This window comes from Granulicella rosea (assembly GCF_900188085.1).
Taxonomy (GTDB): Bacteria; Acidobacteriota; Terriglobia; order Terriglobales; family Acidobacteriaceae; genus Edaphobacter; species Edaphobacter rosea.
This window is the reverse complement of sequence record NZ_FZOU01000005.1, coordinates 79,123-96,530: the sequence shown is the minus strand read 5'-3', so window position 1 is coordinate 96,530 and position 17,408 is coordinate 79,123. Positions and strand designations below refer to the sequence as shown.

The 17,408-nt window shown below is 66.8% G+C and carries 12 protein-coding genes; 6 read left to right on the top strand and 6 right to left on the bottom strand.

The window, feature by feature from the left end; genetic code table 11:
* Window positions 1-59: 59 nt before the first annotated feature.
* The 3 genes from CHB87_RS14565 to CHB87_RS14555 form a co-directional block, all read right to left on the bottom strand.
* Window positions 60-2,012, bottom strand: a complete 1,953-nt coding sequence (locus CHB87_RS14565; protein ID WP_089409172.1) for an amidohydrolase family protein — start codon at window positions 2,010-2,012, stop codon at window positions 60-62.
* Between the two features lie 263 nt (window positions 2,013-2,275).
* A complete protein-coding gene (gene aceB / locus CHB87_RS14560; RefSeq protein WP_245818005.1) occupies window positions 2,276-3,778 on the bottom strand; it encodes a malate synthase A in 1,503 nt (500 codons plus the stop codon).
* Window positions 3,779-4,115: 337 nt separating this feature from the next.
* A complete protein-coding gene (locus CHB87_RS14555; protein ID WP_142988365.1) occupies window positions 4,116-6,329 on the bottom strand; it encodes a S9 family peptidase in 2,214 nt (737 codons plus the stop codon).
* A 201-nt stretch (window positions 6,330-6,530) separates the two neighbouring features.
* Between CHB87_RS14555 and CHB87_RS14550 the strand changes: the two genes are divergently transcribed.
* The 4 genes from CHB87_RS14550 to CHB87_RS14535 all read left to right on the top strand — a co-directional run bounded on the left by CHB87_RS14550 (window position 6,531) and on the right by CHB87_RS14535 (window position 12,756).
* On the top strand, window positions 6,531-7,334 hold the full coding sequence (locus CHB87_RS14550) for a Stp1/IreP family PP2C-type Ser/Thr phosphatase (protein ID WP_089409169.1): 804 nt from the start codon (window positions 6,531-6,533) through the stop codon (window positions 7,332-7,334).
* Window positions 7,335-7,433: 99 nt separating this feature from the next.
* Window positions 7,434-10,397: an FHA domain-containing protein gene (locus CHB87_RS14545; RefSeq protein WP_089409168.1), complete on the top strand. Its 2,964-nt coding sequence runs from the start codon at window positions 7,434-7,436 to the stop codon at window positions 10,395-10,397.
* Window positions 10,394-11,482, top strand: coding sequence for an FHA domain-containing protein (locus CHB87_RS14540; protein ID WP_089409167.1), 1,089 nt, complete (start codon window positions 10,394-10,396; stop codon window positions 11,480-11,482). Before CHB87_RS14545 ends, CHB87_RS14540 begins: the two co-directional genes overlap by 4 nt.
* The gene (locus CHB87_RS14535; RefSeq protein WP_089409166.1) at window positions 11,479-12,756 is read left to right on the top strand and encodes a hypothetical protein; all 1,278 of its coding nucleotides are present in this window, start codon (window positions 11,479-11,481) and stop codon (window positions 12,754-12,756) included. Before CHB87_RS14540 ends, CHB87_RS14535 begins: the two co-directional genes overlap by 4 nt.
* 16 nt (window positions 12,757-12,772) lie before the next feature.
* Here the strand turns inward: CHB87_RS14535 and CHB87_RS14530 are convergent, their stop codons facing one another.
* From CHB87_RS14530 to CHB87_RS14520, 3 genes are all read right to left on the bottom strand, one after another.
* Window positions 12,773-14,824, bottom strand: a complete 2,052-nt coding sequence (locus CHB87_RS14530) for a M56 family metallopeptidase (protein ID WP_089409165.1) — start codon at window positions 14,822-14,824, stop codon at window positions 12,773-12,775.
* A 21-nt stretch (window positions 14,825-14,845) separates the two neighbouring features.
* The gene (locus tag CHB87_RS14525) at window positions 14,846-15,232 is read right to left on the bottom strand and encodes a BlaI/MecI/CopY family transcriptional regulator (RefSeq protein WP_089409164.1); all 387 of its coding nucleotides are present in this window, start codon (window positions 15,230-15,232) and stop codon (window positions 14,846-14,848) included.
* 313 nt (window positions 15,233-15,545) lie between these two features.
* The gene (locus CHB87_RS14520) at window positions 15,546-16,292 is read right to left on the bottom strand and encodes a glycosyltransferase family 2 protein (protein WP_176441780.1); all 747 of its coding nucleotides are present in this window, start codon (window positions 16,290-16,292) and stop codon (window positions 15,546-15,548) included.
* Window positions 16,293-16,433: 141 nt separating this feature from the next.
* On the opposite strand from CHB87_RS14520, the gene CHB87_RS22320 reads away from it, so the two are divergent.
* Both CHB87_RS22320 and CHB87_RS14510 read left to right on the top strand, forming a co-directional pair.
* A complete protein-coding gene (locus CHB87_RS22320) occupies window positions 16,434-16,811 on the top strand; it encodes a hypothetical protein (protein ID WP_176441779.1) in 378 nt (125 codons plus the stop codon).
* Between the two features lie 175 nt (window positions 16,812-16,986).
* Window positions 16,987-17,400 carry a hypothetical protein gene (locus CHB87_RS14510; RefSeq protein ID WP_142988363.1) on the top strand — a complete coding sequence of 138 codons (414 nt, stop codon included), beginning with the start codon at window positions 16,987-16,989 and terminating at the stop codon, window positions 17,398-17,400.
* Window positions 17,401-17,408 lie beyond the last annotated feature (8 nt).

The following is a 17,408-nucleotide window of genomic DNA, read 5'->3' as shown; positions in this document are numbered from 1 at the left end:
TTCACCCATGATACGGACTTTTTGCATTTACGTGGCGAACCGCGAATCCGGCCGCCTCATCAGCGGGTAAATCCCACGCTGCGAGCCAGCTTGCGGCTGTTGTACAACCGCCCTTCCTTCACCACGCTGACCACCCGGCGCAGGTTGCGGATGTCGCTCAAAGGATCGCCGTCGATCAGCACCAAATCCGCGCGCTTGCCGGCCTCGATAGAGCCGGAATCGACCTCGCGTCTCGCCGCGCGCGCCGCCGTCAGCGTGGCCGTCTGGATCGCCGCCATCGGCGCCATCCCGGCCTGCACATAGAGCTCCAGTTCGCGGTCGAGTCCATAACCCGGCAGGCCGGTGTCGCTGCCCGCGATGATCGGGATGCCCGCCTCATAAAGCGCGTGAATCACGCCGCGGTCGACCTCGAGCGAACGCCGGTACGCGGCCTCATCCACCGCCTCCCCCATGCCGCCATACCGTCGCGCCAGCGGATACGGCGCGGACAGCAGGCCCGGCTCGAACGCCGCCGCATCCATCCCCTTCGGGCGCTCGCTCAACTCGGTCCAGCTCTCCGTCGGGTCGACCACCGTGCCATGCTCCCTGAACTCCGCGATCAGTCCTTTGGACAGCGCCGAGTTCAGGTCCAGCGGCCTCCCGTCCAGGCTCATCGCATGCACGACAAACTCCAGGTGGTTGATCTGGTCCATGCCATCCTCGACGCCCTTGTACGCGTCGATCGCCGACGGAACATGCCCGGTCACGATCAACCCGCGCCGATGCGCCTCCGCCGTGACGATGCGGAGCAGATCCTCCGGCAGCCGGTCGTAGACCTTGATCTGGTCGAAGCGCGCGTCGGCGTAGGTATCGACCGCGCGCACCGCATCGCCGCCCGTGCGTACGTCGACCGACCCGAAGGCCAGCGGCCCGCCGCTGTCGATCAGGCCGGCGAGCAGCATCCGCGGACCGAGCGCGTGCTGCGTCTCCAGCCGCCTGCGCAGCATGGTCAGGAACTCGAACTCTCCGCCGCAGTCGCGCACCGTCGTGATGCCCGCCGCGAGCCACGCCGGGCCCTGCTCCACGCCGGAGTAATGGACGTGCGAGTCCCACAGGCCGGGCAGCAGCGTCTTCCCTTCAGCATGGACGACGCGCATCCCAGCCGGAACCGGCACATGCCCGGCGGAGACAATCTTTCCGTCGCGGACCACCACGGTCGCGTGTTCGACCGGCGCGGCGCCCGTACCGTCGATCAGCCGCGCGCCGACGATGGCGTACGCGCCCTGCATCTCCGGCGGAACCTCGTGGTCCAGTTCGGCGAGATCGAGCATCTGCTGCTGCACGCCGCTGTGTACCAGCTCGCCCGCGACGGTCGCGTACTCGTCCAGCATCTCCTCGCGCGGCAGGCCGGAGAAGGTCATGAGCGCAGCCAGCCGGCCGGAGTCGTTCATCCACACGACCTCGCGGCCGAAGATCAGATTGGAGATCGTGTATCGCGCCAGCCGCACCATACGCCCTTTCACCTGGAAGGCATCGTGCCCGACGAGGCGAATCTCCAGCGGCAGCGCGCCCTGTCCGGGACGCACCATCGTCAGCGTGCGCGGCATATGGTGCGCGAGCCAGTAGCGCATCAGCATCATCTGCACGGCGGCAGGCGGCGCGGAACCCAGACCGACAAAAGCTACCAGCGGCTTCGCCGCATGCTGGGTCGTCGGCCCGTCAACGAAGTTCACCGACGCTCCCGCGACCTCGGCCAGGGCAGTGCCCTGCCGCAGCCGGATGGGTGCGAACTGCGGTCCGGTCTCGAGCACCGTGGTGCTGTCGGACGCACGACCGCGATCGTTCGCGATGGTCCTCGCGGTCAGGGTCAGCCCGGTCGGGCCGTGCTCGGTGACGCCGTACTCCTCCGTCCCGATCTGGTGCAGCAGGAGGTAAACGTTGTATTTTCCGTGCTCGACGAGCAGCTCGCCGCTCTGCGCATGCGCGAACTGGAGCAGGCAGAACAGACCAAGGACGGCAAGACGCTTGCGCATGAGCTTCAGAGGAGACCTTTCGGGATGCTCCTTCGATGGTAGCGGATGCTCTGTTCCAAGCCTGAGGAAAGCTCGTCCCCCAGTCCGCTTGCCCCGCCACAAACGCCCGTCATCCTGAGCAACGCGAAGGACCCCCGTATTGGCCTCTGCTGTTGTCGTTGTTCTCGTTCGAGAGAGAACAAAAGCAAGTGCAAAAGCCAATACAGGGGTCCTTCACTACGTTCAGGATGACGAGCAGCTGTGGCAGGTGCAGCCGAAGACCCCTACGCGTAGGTCTCCTCCGCCAGCACCTCGGCGTACGCGGGAACGGTCAGGAAGTCGGGGAACTTCGGCGCGCGGATGAGCTCGCGCATCAGCTCCGCCGCGCGCGCGAACTTCTCTTCCTTGCCGGCGATCTCGGCGGCAATCGCCGCTTCGACCAGCTCCACCGTGACCGCGCGGCCGTCGTCGAGCTTCGCATGATGATGCACCCACTGCCAGAGCTGCGCGCGGCTGATCTCGGCCGTCGCGGCGTCCTCCATCAGGTTGAAGAGCGGCACGCAGCCGATGCCGCGCAGCCACGCCTCCACATAACCCAGCCCGACGGCGACGTTCTGCTTCAGCCCGGCCTCGGTGATCGCTCCGGCCGGAACCTGCAGCAGGTCGTCGGCGGTGCAGATATAGTCCGGCGTCAGCTTGTCGATCTGGTTCGGCTGCGGCATGACGCGGTCGAAGACCTCGAGCGCCACCGGCACCAGCCCCGGATGCGCGACCCACGTGCCGTCGTGCCCGTCGGTCGCCTCGCGCTCCTTGTCGGCGCGCACCTGCGTCAGCGCGCGCTCGTTCGCCACCGGATCGCTCTTGATCGGAATGAACGCGCTCATGCCGCCCATCGCGCTGACCGCGCGGTTGTGGCAGGTCTTGATCGCCAGCTTCGAATAGCTGCGCATGAAGTGCGTGGTCATCGTCACCAGCGCGCGGTCGGGCAGCAGGTTGGTGGAGTCGCCCGCGAACTTCTTGATGTAGCTGAAGATGTAATCCCAGCGCCCGCAGTTCAGGCCGGCCGAGTGATCCTTCAGCTCCCACAGAATCTCGTCCATCTCGAACGAGGCCAGAATCGTCTCGATCAGCACGGTGGCCTTGATCCGGCCGGGACGCAGGCCGAGCGACTCCTCGGCCACGACGAACACATCGTTCCACAGCCGCGCTTCGAGATGGCTTTCCATCTTCGGCAGGTAGAAGTACGGTCCGGAGCCGCGGTCCAGCAGCTCCTGCCCGTTGTGGAAGAGGTACATGCCGAAGTCGAAGAGGCCGCCGGACATGGGTTCGCCGTCGACCAGGATGTGCGCCTCGTCCAGATGCCAGCCGCGCGCGCGGACGAAGAGGACCGCGGGCTTCTCGTTCAATTTGTAGGACTTGCCCGTCTTCGGGTCTTCGAAGGTGATCGTGCGGCGAACGGCGTCGCGCAGGTTGATCTGGCCTTCGATCACGTTGTCCCACGTGGGCGTGGTCGAGTCCTCGAAGTCCGCCATGAAGACCTTCGCACCGCTGTTCAGCGCGTTGATGATCATCTTGCGTTCGACCGGCCCGGTGATCTCGACGCGGCGGTCGAGCAGGTCGGCCGGCAGCGGCGCGACCGTCCAGGCGCTCTCGCGGATGTGCTTCGTCTCGGGCAGAAAGTCCGGCCGCTCGCCCGCGTCGAGGCGCGCCTGACGCTGCTTGCGCGCCGCCAGCAGCTCCTTGCGCCGCGCGTTGAAACGGCGCTGCAGGTCTACCACGAAGGCCATTGCCTCGGGGGTCAGAATCTCACGGTACCGGGCCGAAATCGGAGCCCGAAGCTCTACACCTTCACCAAATTCACTCATCGGTTCAAACCTCACTCAACCGTCCGATTTTAGACCATGCGCGTGGCAGCGACGCAGACAGGGTCGTCCTTAAGGGCACGGCTTCAGCCGTGCCGTGCCCGCCGCTGTTGCGAGTCGGCTTGAGCCGCTGAGGTACGCTTCGTGCCAGTTCAGGACAAAACCGTACCCCAGCGGCTGAAGCCGCGAGACTCCTCGACGTCTATGGCACGGCTGAAGCCGTGCCCTTAAGCAAGACGCACTTCGTGTAGACCAGCAATCCTTACTTCACCGGCTCGCCCAGATATCGAGCGAAGAAGTCCGCCAGCTTCCGGTAGGCGTACCGCGTCTGCGCGAATCCCTCGGTATCCCAGGGGTGCGGAGCACCGGGCAGAGCCACCAGATCGACGTCCTTGCCCTGCTCGATCAGACGTTGCTCGAGCGTCACCGAGTCCTTGAACATCACCACCTGATCGCGCATGCCGTGGATGATCATCAGGTGATCCTCAAGCGCGCCCGAGCGCAGGAACGACGAGGACTTCGCGTACTCCGCCGGATGATCGCCCGGCGCCATCATCACGCGCATCTCGCCGGTAAGCGCATGGTAGAGGCTCGTCGCCGGAGCGCCCGCCACGCCCGCCGCGTACAGGCCGGGCTTCGCGAAGAGCGACATCGTCGTCAGCAGGCCGCCGTAGCTGCTGCCCCAGATGCCGACGCGGCGCTCATCGACATAACCCTGCGCGACGAGGTACTTCACCCCGCTCGCCAGATCCTCCACGTCGACGCCGCCGTAGTCCTCGAAGATCCGCTCGCGAAACGCCTTGCCATAGCCGGTGCTGCCCGCGACGTCCACGTTCAGGATCACGTAGCCCTGCTGCGCCAGGTACTGGTCGAGCCCCCACGTCGGGTGCGCGATGCGTCCGCCCCACTGGTTGCGGACGGTGTTGCTGTAGACCGAGCCGAGGATGGCCGGATACTTCTTCTTCGGGTCGAAGTTTGGGGGAAGCGTCAGCCGCGCGTGCAGGTTCACGCCGTCCTTGCCGCTGGGGAAGTCGACGTAGCTGGCCGTCACCCAGTGGTAATCGGCGAACTCCGGCAGCGCGGAGTGCGTCACCTGCCGGGCCACGCCGGGCGTGCCGGGAACGAGGTAGAGATCCGGCGGCACGGAGTCGCTCGAAAAGACGTCCGCCAGCCAGCGGCCGTCGGGCGAGGCCACCGGCGTATGCGTGCCGGGCGCGGTCGTCAGCCGCTCCGGCGCCCCGCCGGTAAGCGCCGTGCGGAAGACCTGCCGCTCTTCCACCTTCCCTTGATTCGTGACAAGAAACAGCGCCTTCGCCGAGACCGTCGCCGACGCGACCTCCCACTTGCCGGAGGTGATTGCCTTCGGCTCGCCGCCCGCCAGCGACTGGTAGAAGACGTGATAGTCGCCGCCGCGCTCCGAGGTAAAGTAGACGCCCTTGCCGTCGGGCGCCCAGTCCGACCACCACTCCGGATAGACGGTCTTCGGGTCGTCCTCGCGCAGCAGCTCCTTCGCCGCTCCCGTCGCGGAGTTCACCAGCAGCAGTTGCCGATGCTTCGTGTAGAGGTCGCTCTTGTCGACGAGCAGCGTCTTCCCATCGGGCGACCAGGCGAACGACGTGATCAGATCCTGCGCATCGCCGCCAAGCTCCGCCCAGCGCAGATTCTTGCCGTCCCACGACGTAAACCCAATCCGCCGTCCAGCCGCAGGCTCTCCCGGAATTGCTCGTTTCACCTGCGTCAGTTTCGATTCATCGCCAAGATAATCCGGAATCCCACGCACGGGGATGCGGGTCGCGTCGGCTTCAACGAAGGCAATCTCACCGTTATCCGAAGACAACCGGAACTGTTCGACTCCCACGTCTTTCTTGCCGCTTGCATAGATTTGATGTGGAGCTAATTCACCGCCAGTATCGATTCCCCACAACTCGCCTCCCGCCACACAGTGAATCGTGTATCCACCGGGCCTCACATCCGCATCCGTAACGTTCGCTGATCCCATCGACCATTTCTTAGGTTTTTCTTCAAATTCCATTCCCGGAAGAACCAAGGCCTCATAAACCTCACCCCGAAATACAAACATCAGCCGGTCCGCGTCCATCCACTTCAAAATCGAGACGCCATGGTCGCTCTCGGCCTTCGCCACCTGCTCCAGCTTCGCGACGTCCGTTCCGGCGTCGGCGGGCATGGGCAGGCGCGGCAACTTCGTCACGCGCACCGGCTTGCCGTCCGTCACGTCCGTCACCCAGATGTCGTGGAAGTTCGTGCCGTCGTCGTCCCACAGGAAGGCGACGCGCTTGCTGTCGGGCGACCACACCGGCTGCTCCGGCCGCGTGCCGATCAGCCACGGCAGGCTGTACAGCCGGTCGATGGTCAGCTTCTTCGCCGGCGCGGTCTGTGCAGTCACAGGGACAGTCAGCGCCAGAGCAAAACAGCCAGTCAGATGCAGCAACGAACGGTACGTCAACTTCAGGGACACGCATTCACCTCGGCAAGCGTTGGATTATCCCGATACTACTTCGTCGAGAGAGCCCCGCCGCCGGGGATGTGAAAAATCTATCCGCCGGCGATCTCTCCTCCCAAATGCGCTGGAAAGACACGGCTTCCGCGGCGCTGTTCCGTATTAGGATTGTGTGACCCCGAACAACGCATCCAGAATTTTCCGAGGCATGAGGGAGAGATGAACCTGGCAAGTGGGAGTGCCGTGCCGCGCGACATCGAGCCCCGGAGCGAATCCCGGCAGGCGGCCGCCGCCACCGACGTCGGCTGCGTTCGCGCGCGCAACGAGGACAGTCACGGCATGGTCGAGGCGCTCGGCCTCTACGTCGTCTGCGACGGCATGGGCGGCGCCGCCGGCGGCGAGATCGCCAGCCAGATGGCGGTCGAGGCGCTGCTCGCATACATGCGCGGACGCTTCGCCGCCATCGACCCCGATCTGCGCGCGGAGCTCGAAAGCCGGCATGAGCGCGCGCAGTTGCTCGAAGAGGCCATCCTACACGCCAACCGCGTCGTCTACTGCCGTTCGCTGCTGGAGCCCGAACTGCAGGGCATGGGCTCGACGCTGGTCTGCGCGTGGTTCTCTGGGCGCGATGTATTGATTGCAAATGTGGGCGACAGCCGCGCCTACCTCCTGCGCCGCGGGTCCATCCAGCAGCTTACGGAGGACCACTCCCTGCTCGCCGAGGAGGTTCGTTCGGGCGCAATGACCAAAGCGCAGGCTGAGTCATCGCCCCTGCGCTCCATCATCACCCGCGCTCTCGGCACCCGCGAGCGGGTCGAGCCGGACTTCTTCCGCATCGAGGCCGAGCCGGGCGACCGCTTCCTGCTCACCAGCGACGGCCTGCTGCGGCACGTCGACGACGCCACGATTCTCGATACCGCCAGCCAGGGCCCGCCCCACGAGGCCTGCACCCGGCTGGTGTCGCTGGCGCTCCAGGGCGGCGGCCGGGACAACATCACCTGCATTCTCGTACAAACGCCGTAACGAAACAGTTACCGTCTTGTCGCGTCGCGGGGAGAGTGCTAGTCTCCGCCTAGTCCCAGCATTCGTCCCAACATCTCTGTTTCGTGGAACATCCGCAGGATGAGCTCACTCGACTCCACGCCGGCAGCGCGCGCCCACGACCTCGAAGACCACCTGCCCCGACTCGTGCGCACGGTCGGCGACGGCGTGGGAGAGATCTTTCTGCTTGAAAAAGACGCGATCGCCATCGGCCGTTCGCAGGAGTCGAACGACCTCATCCTGGACGACGAGGAGATCTCCCGCTCGCACGCGCATCTGACGCGTCTGCCCGGCGGAGACTGGCAGATCGAAGACCACAGCTCGAACGGCAGCTACCTCGACGGCGTACGCGTCCAGAAGGCGATCCTGCGCGACCGGGTAAGGCTCAGCTTCGGCTCCGGGCTGAAGAGCGCGTTTCTGTTCCTCGATCGCCCGCGCGAAGAAACCGCCTCCGCCGGGCGGCCCGCCGTCGCGGTCAGGACCGTCCAGCTCGGCGGCGAACCGCCCGAGGCGCTGCCCACGCGCCTGCAACTGGTGCTCGACGACCATGCCGTGCGCGACATTCCGCTCATCCCCGGCACGATGATTCTCGGCAGCCGGCCGGGCGTCAACGGCGTCGCCATCGACAGCGTGCTGATAGCCGGGAAGCACGCCGCGCTCGACGTCGCCCGGAACGGCGAGGCGACCGTGCGGGACCTGAGCGACGGCGGGGGCGTCTACGTCAACGGCGTGCTGGTGGCCGAGAAGCGGCTGGCGGAGGGCGACCTCATTCAGCTCGGCGCCTGCCAGACCCACCTGCTGCTCTTCCGCGATACCGGCGTCCGCCGCCGCACGCTGGGCGAGTTCGACCTGACCAAGCGGATCGTCGCCATCGGCCGCGCGCCGGACAACGACGTCACGCTCGCGCACCCCACCGTCAGCTCGCACCATGCGGAGATTCGCCACCTCGCCTCGGGCGAGATCGAGCTGGTCGACCTCGGCTCCGCCAACGGCAGCTTCGTCAACGGCATCCGCGTCGAGCGCACCATCCTGAACGCGCACGACCGCATCGCACTCGGCGCGATGGAGCTGGTCTTCGACGGCCTGCAGCTCGAACGCGAGGCCGACGGCAAGAGCATCTCGGTCTACGCCGAAAACCTGCGCAAGGTGGTGAAGGACAACCTCGGGCGCCGGATCGTCCTGCTCGACGATGTCTCCATCGTGCTGAAGCCGAACGAGTTCGTCGGGCTGCTTGGACCATCCGGCGCTGGCAAGTCGACGCTGATGGACGCGATGAACGGCTTCCGCCCGGTCGAAGGCCAGGTGCGAATGAACGAGCGCAGCCTGTACCAGTACCCGCAACTGCTGCGCCAGCTCATCGGCTATCTGCCGCAGGACGACATCCTGCACACGCGGCTGACCGTGCGGCAGTGCCTCACCTTTTCCGCGCGGCTGCGCATGCCGTCGGACCATACCGCCGGCGAGATCCACGCGCAGGTGGACAAGGTGTTGCACACCCTGCGCCTGACCGAGCGCGGCGACAAGGTGATCGAGACGCTGAGCGGCGGCGAACGCAAGCGCGTCTCGCTCGGCATCGAGCTGCTCTCGGACCCGGCGGTCCTGTACGTCGACGAGCCGACCGCGGGACAGGACCCCGCCACCGAGATGCAGATGATGCAGCTCTTCCGCAACCTCGCCAACCGGGGCTCGACGGTGGTCATCAACACCCATCTGCTGGGTTCGTTCTCGCTGCTGGACAAGGTCGCCGTGCTGGCGCGCGGCAAGCTCGTCTTCTACGGGCCGGCCACGGGCATGCTCGGGTACTTCGACTGCAAGCGGCCGATCGAGGTCTATTACAAGCTCGCGCCGCCCGGCGTAAGCCGCGATGAGGAAGAGCAGATCGCCGAGGACTGGCGCCAGCGCTATCTCTCATCCGACGCCTATCGCGACCACGTCGCCGCGCCCCTGGCCGAGGCCCGCGCGCACGGCCAGGCCGCACAGGCCGACGGCGACGCCCGGCAGAAGCCCTCTACCTCCTGGATGACGCAGGTGAAGACGCTGCTGGCGCGCCAGATCGCCCTGCGCATGGGCGATGGCAACTCGGTCGCGACGCTGGTGCTGCCGCCCGCGCTCATCGGCGTGCTGCTCTGCTTCATGGCCGACCAGCCCAACCAGCCCATGACGCTGCTCATCACCATCCTGACCGCCATGTGGTTCGCCTGCTCGGGCAACGTGCGCGAGATCGTCGACGAGTGGGCGATCTACCGGCGCGAACGGCAGCGTTCGCTGCGGCGGGATGCGTACCTCGCCTCGCGCATCGTCTACCTCATCGGCCTCTCCGGCGTGCAGACGCTGACCTTCATCCTGATCCTCTCACTGGGCGGCGCGCTGAGCGGGCACCTGCTCGGCGCATGGGGGCTGATGTGGATCATGGGCATCCAGGGCGGGCTGATCGGCCTGTTGATCTCCGCCATCGCTTCGACCAGCGAGAGGGCGCTCTACACCTTTCCGCTGGTCATGATTCCGGAGCTGCTGCTCGCGGGCCTGCTGATCCCTGTCCACAGCACGGCGCCGGCCGCCAACGTCAGCGCCGTGCCGGGGCTGGTGATGCAGCTTCCGTACGAGGGCGGACGCCAGATGAACGGCTTCCTGGCCGATGGCCTCTCGCCCCTGATGGTCTCGCGCTGGGGGCTGGAGGCGATGCGCGATCTCTACGTCCACGACGCCATCGCAAGGCCGCTGCACGGGGGCTACGCGGAGACGATCGCGCTTGCGGCGAAGGCCGGCGTCACGAGCATCCCCTCGGCCCTGCGCCCGCCGGCCGACTACCGCTATCCCCTGCTCAGTTCCATCTCCAGCACCTTTCACCCAAACGATATGCGCGACGCCCTTCGTCCGCTGCCGCCGCTCGCCGGCGAAGAGGCCTGCCGGTACAACTTTTTCGCCGCCGCGAACCTGCCCGGCAAAGACGCGCTGCCGCAATATCTCAGTATTCAGGGCCTCTTCCTGCTTGGTATGATCGGCACGATTTGGCTCACCGTCCGACGCCGTGAGGGAAGATCATGATCGCCTATCTGAAGAACGAAGAACGCATCTGGGAGATTCCCGACGGCGACAGCACCGTCGGACGCGGCTCCGACTGCACCCTGCCGCTGGACGCCGGACGCTACCCGGAGATCAGCCGCAAGCATGTACGCTTCCACTGCGCCGGCGGCGTCGTAACCTTCCGCGACGACAACAGCGCCAACGGCACGCTCAAAAACGGCGTGCGCCTGTCGTCGGGAGAGCTGCGCCCCGGCGACACGCTGGAGCTCGGCGCCGGTGGCCCGATGTTCGAGATGTGGCAGGGCCCGGTCGGCCGTCAGGACGTCACCACCCGGATACAGAACATCGCGGTGGAGCGGATCGCCACGCCGGCCGAACGCGCGCCAGAACGGGCCTCCGGCGCCGCCCGCGCAGCCGCCGCGACCCCCGTGCCGCCGACCAGATCGGCCGCCACTCCACCATCGGCGCCAGTCAAATCCGAGGCTACGACGCAGGAGATGCCGTTACCCTCCGCCGTCAGGCCGTCGCCCGTCTCGGGCGCGCGTCCCGGCGACCCCGCGCCGCTGGGCGGACCCGCCGCCGAACTGCGCACCGTCACGATGCCGCGCGCGACCTCCGGCGCGAAGTCCTTCGCACGCGAAGGCAGGCCCTCGGACGACACCACCGCCGTCTTCGAGGACCAGATCTACACCCCGCCGCCCGCGCCGCGCTCCAGCGCCCCGCACGCGCCGCGTATCGACGATGTCCTCGCGCTGACGCTCGAGAAGAAGATCGACATCATGCAGAAGCTCGTGGTCGGCGTGCTGGCGATGGTCTTCGCGCTCTGCGGCCTGCTGCTCTACCAGAGCCACGAGATCCAGCAGAACCGCGAGACGATCCTCGCCTTGCAGCAGCAGGCCAGCAGCTCCGTGACGCTGCTGATGCCGCAGCTCGACCAGCGCATGAACCGCCTGAACGAGCGCCTGGACGACATCGATCCCAAGCTGCAGAAGGCTGAAGACCACATGGCCGATCGCATGAACCACGACCTGCCCATCCTGCTGGACAAGTACCTCGCCTCGCGCATGGCGCAGGGACAGGCCATGAACGCGCTGGTTCCGCGATGAGGCGAACGCTCCGGATTCTGGCCCTCGCGGCTGTCTTCCCCGCGCGCCTTCATGCCCAGCAGGACGACGTAGCGAAGCACGTCCACACGGAGATCACCGGCGTCTCGCTTGCGAGCCTCGCCAGCGACAAGGCGACCGTCGCGGTCGGCCTTGCCCTCACCTCGGACCGCGATCTCGACCTCGGCGAGATACGCGTCGCGCGGCTGCGGCTGAATGGGTTGCCGGTCTTCGCCGCGCCCATGCCCGGGCCCATCCACCTGGCGAAGAGCCAGACCTGGACCGCGCCGGAACCGCTCCGCGTCACCGTCTACCTGCGCGACGTCGCCTCGCTCGAACCGCTGATCTCCGCCATCGACACGGGCACGCTGCTGGTCGAAGGCGAGGTCACCGCGCGGATCGAACTCGGCCGCATGCAGCGGTTGATGATGTTCAGCTCGCAGGCCAGCGTTCCCGTGCGGCTGCACCAGGAGGTGAAGCTCGACATCCCCGGCGGGCAGTTCGGACGCGCCGGCGCGGAGATGCTGCTCTCGGGCGCCAACGCCGCGCTGACTCGGCTGAAAGGCCCCGTGCAAGGCATGGAGGGCGGGCTGCGCGCGAAGGTGCGCGACGCCGATCTGCCGCGCGTCGCGACCATCGTCTCCACCTACGAGCTGGTCGATGCCGCGGGAAAGACGACGCCGATGCGCTGGACCGGCATCGGCTTCTTCGTCGACTCGCGCCGTCTGATCACGGTGGCCGAGGCGCTCGAACCCTGGCTCTTCGACCCCGAGGTCGAGCTGGCGATCAAATCCAACGAGGTCAAGGTGCGGCTGGGAAGCCTGCGTCTGGTCGCCGCGACCTCCGCCGGGCAATGGGAGCTGGGCAAAGAGCTATCCGCCAACGCCGGCCCGACCCAGAAGAAGATGCAGATCGTGATGCCGCGCGACGGCGCCGTGCTGCCGGTCCGCGCGGAGGTTGCGGTGCGCGCGGAGCCGCGCAACCTCGCCGTGCTGACGCTCAAGGCCGAAGGCCCGGCCATCGCCCCACTGATCACGCCGGAGGTCGCCGAGAGCTGGGAGCAGGTCGCCGTCTTCCGCGGCGCGCGCGAGGGCTCGATCGAGATTCTGCTGCTGCCCGCGCACAGCGAGAACGGTCGCATCCACCTCGACGCGCCGGTCGACTCCAGCGTCTTCGGCTCGCCGCTGATCGGCCCAACGGGCATCGCGGGCATCGTGCAGGACGAGGGCCAGGCCGTGCCCTGGGCCGAGGCGGTGAAGGTCCTGAAGCTGCCATAGCCTGCAGCCGGCGAGCCTACTCGTCCAGCAGCCCGGACAACTTCAGCTTCAGCATCTTGTTCAGGTCGTTCGTGTCGTATCCATGCGCCTTCGCGGCAGCCACAAACTTGTCGTCGAAGTGGAAGACCACCGCGCGGCTCAGCTCGTCCATACCGGCCTGCGGAAACTGCTGCTTCAGCCAGCCGGCGTACTCGGGCGTCATGCCCTGCGCCTTCAGCGTCATCAGATCGTGCCCGCTCAGGCCGGTGAAGCCCTTCTGGCGCATGCCCGCGACATACTCCGGCGTGATGCCCAGCGCGCGGTCGTTCGAGAGTTCGCGGAAGTCCTTCGGCGTCAGGCCGCTCTGCTTCAACTGCTGCGCATACTCGGGCGTCACGCCCAGCGCCTTCAGGCTGGTCAGCTCACGCACACTCGGCTTACCCAGCCCCAGCGACGCCATCCCCTTCGCGAACGCCGGCGTCACGCCCAGCGCTTTCAGCTCGATGATCTTGTCCAGATCGCTGTTCAGGTCGAACGCATAGCCCGCATCGCGCATCTGGTCGAGGTACGCCATCCCCTTCGGCATCGCGGGATCGGCCTTCATCCGCGCATCCATCTGCATCAGCATCGGCTGCAACCTTGCGAACTGGGCGCCGCCATCGGCCTTGTAAGCGGCCAGGGCGGGCATCGCCGCATCGAGCGCCGCGGCGACCTCGCTGTCGTTCACCGTCTTCGTCATGGTCGTCGAGGTCGTCGACGAGGACTTGCCGGACTCGCTGTGCGACGTCGAGCTGAACGTGGTGCTGAACGAACCGGCGGACTCAGGCGCGGCCGGAGCGATCGAAACCTCTCCGGGCACAGGCGGCGCTGGGACAGCAGGCGCAGCAGGCTCAGGCGCGAGCGGAGCCGGAACCTGCGGCGCAGGCAGCGCAACCTGAACCGCACTCACCTGCGGCGCCGGCTCCGCCACCGGAGCCGCCAGCGCGGTGCTCACCTTCGAGCTCAGCAACAACGCCATCACCACGCCGGCCGCAGCCGCCACACGCACACCGCTCGTCATTCTGCTCTCCATCGGGGCATCCTCTCCAAGCACCTGTTTGATCCTGCTCAGCAACGACGTGCCGCAGCCATCGATGGCCATGGCAAGGGGCAGGTCGATACGGCGTTCCGCGCGATGCTCCTCCAACTGCAGCAGAGCCCGCGCATAGACGACCGGGTCCGCACAACTGCGCGCGGCGATGGCGTCGCAGCAGAGCTCGCGCCGCTCCCGCACGATGCGGCTCAGCCACCACACCGACGGATGAAAGAAGAGCACGCTCTCGATGGCCGTCTGCGCGAGATTGCAGAGGTAATCCCAGCGCTGAATGTGGCCCAGCTCATGCGCCAGCACCGCTTCCAGCTCCTCCATCGGCAGCCGCACGACCGCGCTCACCGGAAGGATCACCGTCGCGCGCCAAACCCCCATCGCCAGCGGCGAGATCACCTCGTCCGAGATGCGCAGCGCCACCCGCCGCCCGGCGCGCAGCCGCACGCGGACACGATCGAACGCGGCCTGCACCGCCAGCGGAACCAGACCGCGCGCACGCCGCCGCATCTGGTGCAACTGCCACCATCCGCCGAGCGAACGCAACGTCAGCAGCAGCATCCCCACCAGCCACAGCGCATCAATATAAGGCATCGCCCGCTCGGCCCGCGCCGCCAGCTCCTGGTGCGCCTCGAACGTCGTCTCGAGCGCAAGATCCGCGACCGCCTGAAAGGCCTGCTGCGGCGTCTGCGAGGCCTCCGAATCGACGGACGGCGTATACGTCGCCGGCAGAGTCACCGTCCGCGCCGGGTTCGCCGTCTGTAGCCGCGCCATGTGCAGTTGATCGGTGAAGGTCAGCGCGGCCGCGACCGGCATCATCGCCAGCGCCAGCAGCGCCGTCGCATACCGCACCGGCGCGGCGGCCCGCGATGTCATGCGATCGAGCAGCGTATACGCCACCGCGACCGCAGTGCCCTGCCAGCAGAAGTGCAACAGCGTCCAGCCCAGCGCCACCAACTCCGCGCGCGACAGCCAACCCGACAAGATCAAGCTCCCTGTATTCATTGGCGAATCCTCCCGTGCCTTCTACCTTGCGCTCTTCTTCTTCAGCAGCCTGCGAATCGCATCGAGCTCCTCGTCGCTGGCCTTCTCCATCTCCAGCGCGCGCAGGGCAAGCTGCGCGGCGCTGCCGGCGAAGAAGCGCTCGCTCAGCTCGCGCAGCAGGCGATGCTCGGTGTCGGCCTGCGAGACCGCCGCGCGGTAGACGTGCGCGCGCTCGGTCTCGTCGCGGCTGACGAGCCCCTTCTCCGCCATGATCTGCAACAGCTTCAGCACGCCCGTGTAGACCACCGGACGCCCCGCATTGACCGCCTCGTACAGCTCCCGCACCGTGGCCTCGCGGCGCTGCCAAAGGATCGTCAGCAGCTCCAGTTCGCTCTCGGTCGGACGGGGTACAACGTGCAAATTCTTCATGTGCAGAACATATACGATTTGATTCGTAGATGTCAACGAAGTTTTTCGTAGATGCGGCCGTGTTCATCATGGTCATCCTAAGCGGAGCGCAACCCAGCCGAAGGATCTGCTTCTATAACAGCGGATTACCGTTAGGTCTCAACCACCAGCCCGCCATGCTTGTCATCCTGAACGCAGTGAAGGACCTGCTTCTGTCTTTGTCGTTGCCTGCTCTTGCTCCAGTCAGAGGCCGAAACAAGCAACAGCAAGAACAAAGCAGCTCCTCCGGCTTCGCTCAGGATGACAAGCGCTGGCGGTGCGATCCAAATCCGCGCTACGCGTGCCTCGTCAGCAACCTCCGCACGAAGAAGAAGGTCTTCGCCCGCAGCAGCTCCGCCGCGACCAGCGCCTCCGCGCGTCCGCCGGTCTCCCGCTTCGCGCGCTGCGCCTCCACCAGCGCCCTGGCGGAGCCGCCCGCCGCGCGCGTCTCGACCGTCACCTGCGGCAGATACGCGGTCTGCAGAAAGCCGAGGCCGCGCAGCAGAAACTCGTACTCCGCCGCCGCGCGGTACGTCGTATCGAAGCGCCCATACGACTGGAACAGCCGCCGATGATACATGCTGCCGGCGTGCGCGACGCACATATACCGCTGAAAGCGCGGCCAGCCCCAGGGCCCGCCGAAGCGGCTTCCGCGGCCGTTCGCCGCGATGCGCCGGGCCTGGCTCGAAAGATACTCCGCCTTCGGTTGTTTCGCGGCCAGCGCCATATAGGCCTCGACCGCGTCCGGCAGATACGCCTCGTCCGCGCCGAGGAAGGCGATCCACTCGCCCTGCGCGCGCTCGAGCCCCTTGTTCCACGCGTCGTACACACCGTCATCCGGTTCGGACGCCCAAACTATGCCGGGGCTCTCGCGCAGCATCGCCTGCGTGCCGTCGGTCGAGGCGCCGTCGACGACGATGTGTTCGATATGCGGATACGTCTGCGCCTGCACGCTGGCCAGGCATGCGCCAAGCGTCGCCGCCGCGTTCTTCGAAGCCGTAAGGATGCTGACGAGAGGTTTGCCGGTCGATGAGGTCTTCACCCTCACCTTATCGTCCGGGGCGGACCGCGCCTGACACCTCTTCGCCGGACGGGACATTACCGCCGTGCGCGCCGATGGCCGCCATAGACGCAACCGATTCCCTTTGCAGCCGCGCGCCGGAGTGTGATACCCATAACTAACGTGAAGCGCATCCTCTCCATCCTTGTGCTGCTGCTCTTCGGCCTGCCGCTGGCGGCGCCGCTGCTTGCGCTGGCTCAGGATGCGCCGCTCGAAGCCGCTACCCACGCCTGCTGCCGCCGTGGCGGAGCGCATCACTGCATGTCGCCCGAGACCTCCGCCAATCCAGGCGCTGGCCTTCGTGCGCCGCTGGAACGCTGCCCGTACGCACCGGCCTCGGTGGTTGCGACAGGCCGTCAGATGCTTGTCCCGGGTGCTTCCGCCGCAATCTTCGCGGAGCTGGTCAGCCACCCCGCCGTCCACGCCCAGACGGAGTCGCGCCGGCGCATCGCGCTCGACCGCGCACGCCGGAAGCGCGGGCCGCCAGCCCTGTCTCTCTAATTCCCGTCAATTTAAGTCCGTCATCCTGAGCGCAGCGAAGGACCCGCGTCTCAGGATCGCCGAGGGTTTATTCCCCGGAACCTTACCTGCACGGCATTCATGGCCCGGCTGAAGCCGTGCCCTACAGCAAGACCGTCTCTCAGTTCCCATGACTCTCAGCGATCCGAAAACCCGGATGCACTGGGTGTGGCGCATCAGCTCGGTGCTGCTGCTCACGCTCTGGGCTTTGCTCGCCGCCGCGCCGTTCGCGCAGGCGGAGCCGGATCGCGCCGCATCGCTGCCCGCCTGCTGCCGCATCCACGGCGCGCATCACTGCGCGGGCGAGGCCATGCGCAGCAACGAAGCGATGCAGGCGAGCGAAGCACCCGCCTTCGCGCCGGCGTCGCTGCATGAGAAGTGCCCCTGCACGCCAGCCTCAGGGGCAAGCGTCCTGCTCGACGCTGCCGCGGCGCTTACCGAAGCCCGCGCCTTCCAGGCGCCCGCGGCCACGGCGCAAGCCATGCGCCGCCTCTCCTGCGAAGCGAGAGAGCAAGTCAGCACCGCCGCGAACCCCAAGCGCGGACCACCCACCTTCAGCACGCTCCGCTAGAAACTCCG

Bases quoted from the DNA above. Each gene is read 5' to 3' on its own strand.
- CHB87_RS14565 (WP_089409172.1), bottom strand. From the start codon at position 2,012: ATGCGCAAGCGTCTTGCCGTCCTTGGTCTGTTCTGCCTGCTCCAGTTC.
- aceB (WP_245818005.1), bottom strand. From the start codon at position 3,778: ATGGCCTTCGTGGTAGACCTGCAGCGCCGTTTCAACGCGCGGCGCAAG.
- CHB87_RS14550 (WP_089409169.1), top strand. From the start codon at position 6,531: ATGAACCTGGCAAGTGGGAGTGCCGTGCCGCGCGACATCGAGCCCCGG.
- CHB87_RS14545 (WP_089409168.1), top strand. From the start codon at position 7,434: ATGAGCTCACTCGACTCCACGCCGGCAGCGCGCGCCCACGACCTCGAA.
- CHB87_RS14540 (WP_089409167.1), top strand. From the start codon at position 10,394: ATGATCGCCTATCTGAAGAACGAAGAACGCATCTGGGAGATTCCCGAC.
- CHB87_RS14535 (WP_089409166.1), top strand. From the start codon at position 11,479: ATGAGGCGAACGCTCCGGATTCTGGCCCTCGCGGCTGTCTTCCCCGCG.
- CHB87_RS14530 (WP_089409165.1), bottom strand. From the start codon at position 14,824: ATGAATACAGGGAGCTTGATCTTGTCGGGTTGGCTGTCGCGCGCGGAG.
- CHB87_RS14525 (WP_089409164.1), bottom strand. From the start codon at position 15,232: ATGAAGAATTTGCACGTTGTACCCCGTCCGACCGAGAGCGAACTGGAG.
- CHB87_RS14510 (WP_142988363.1), top strand. From the start codon at position 16,987: ATGCACTGGGTGTGGCGCATCAGCTCGGTGCTGCTGCTCACGCTCTGG.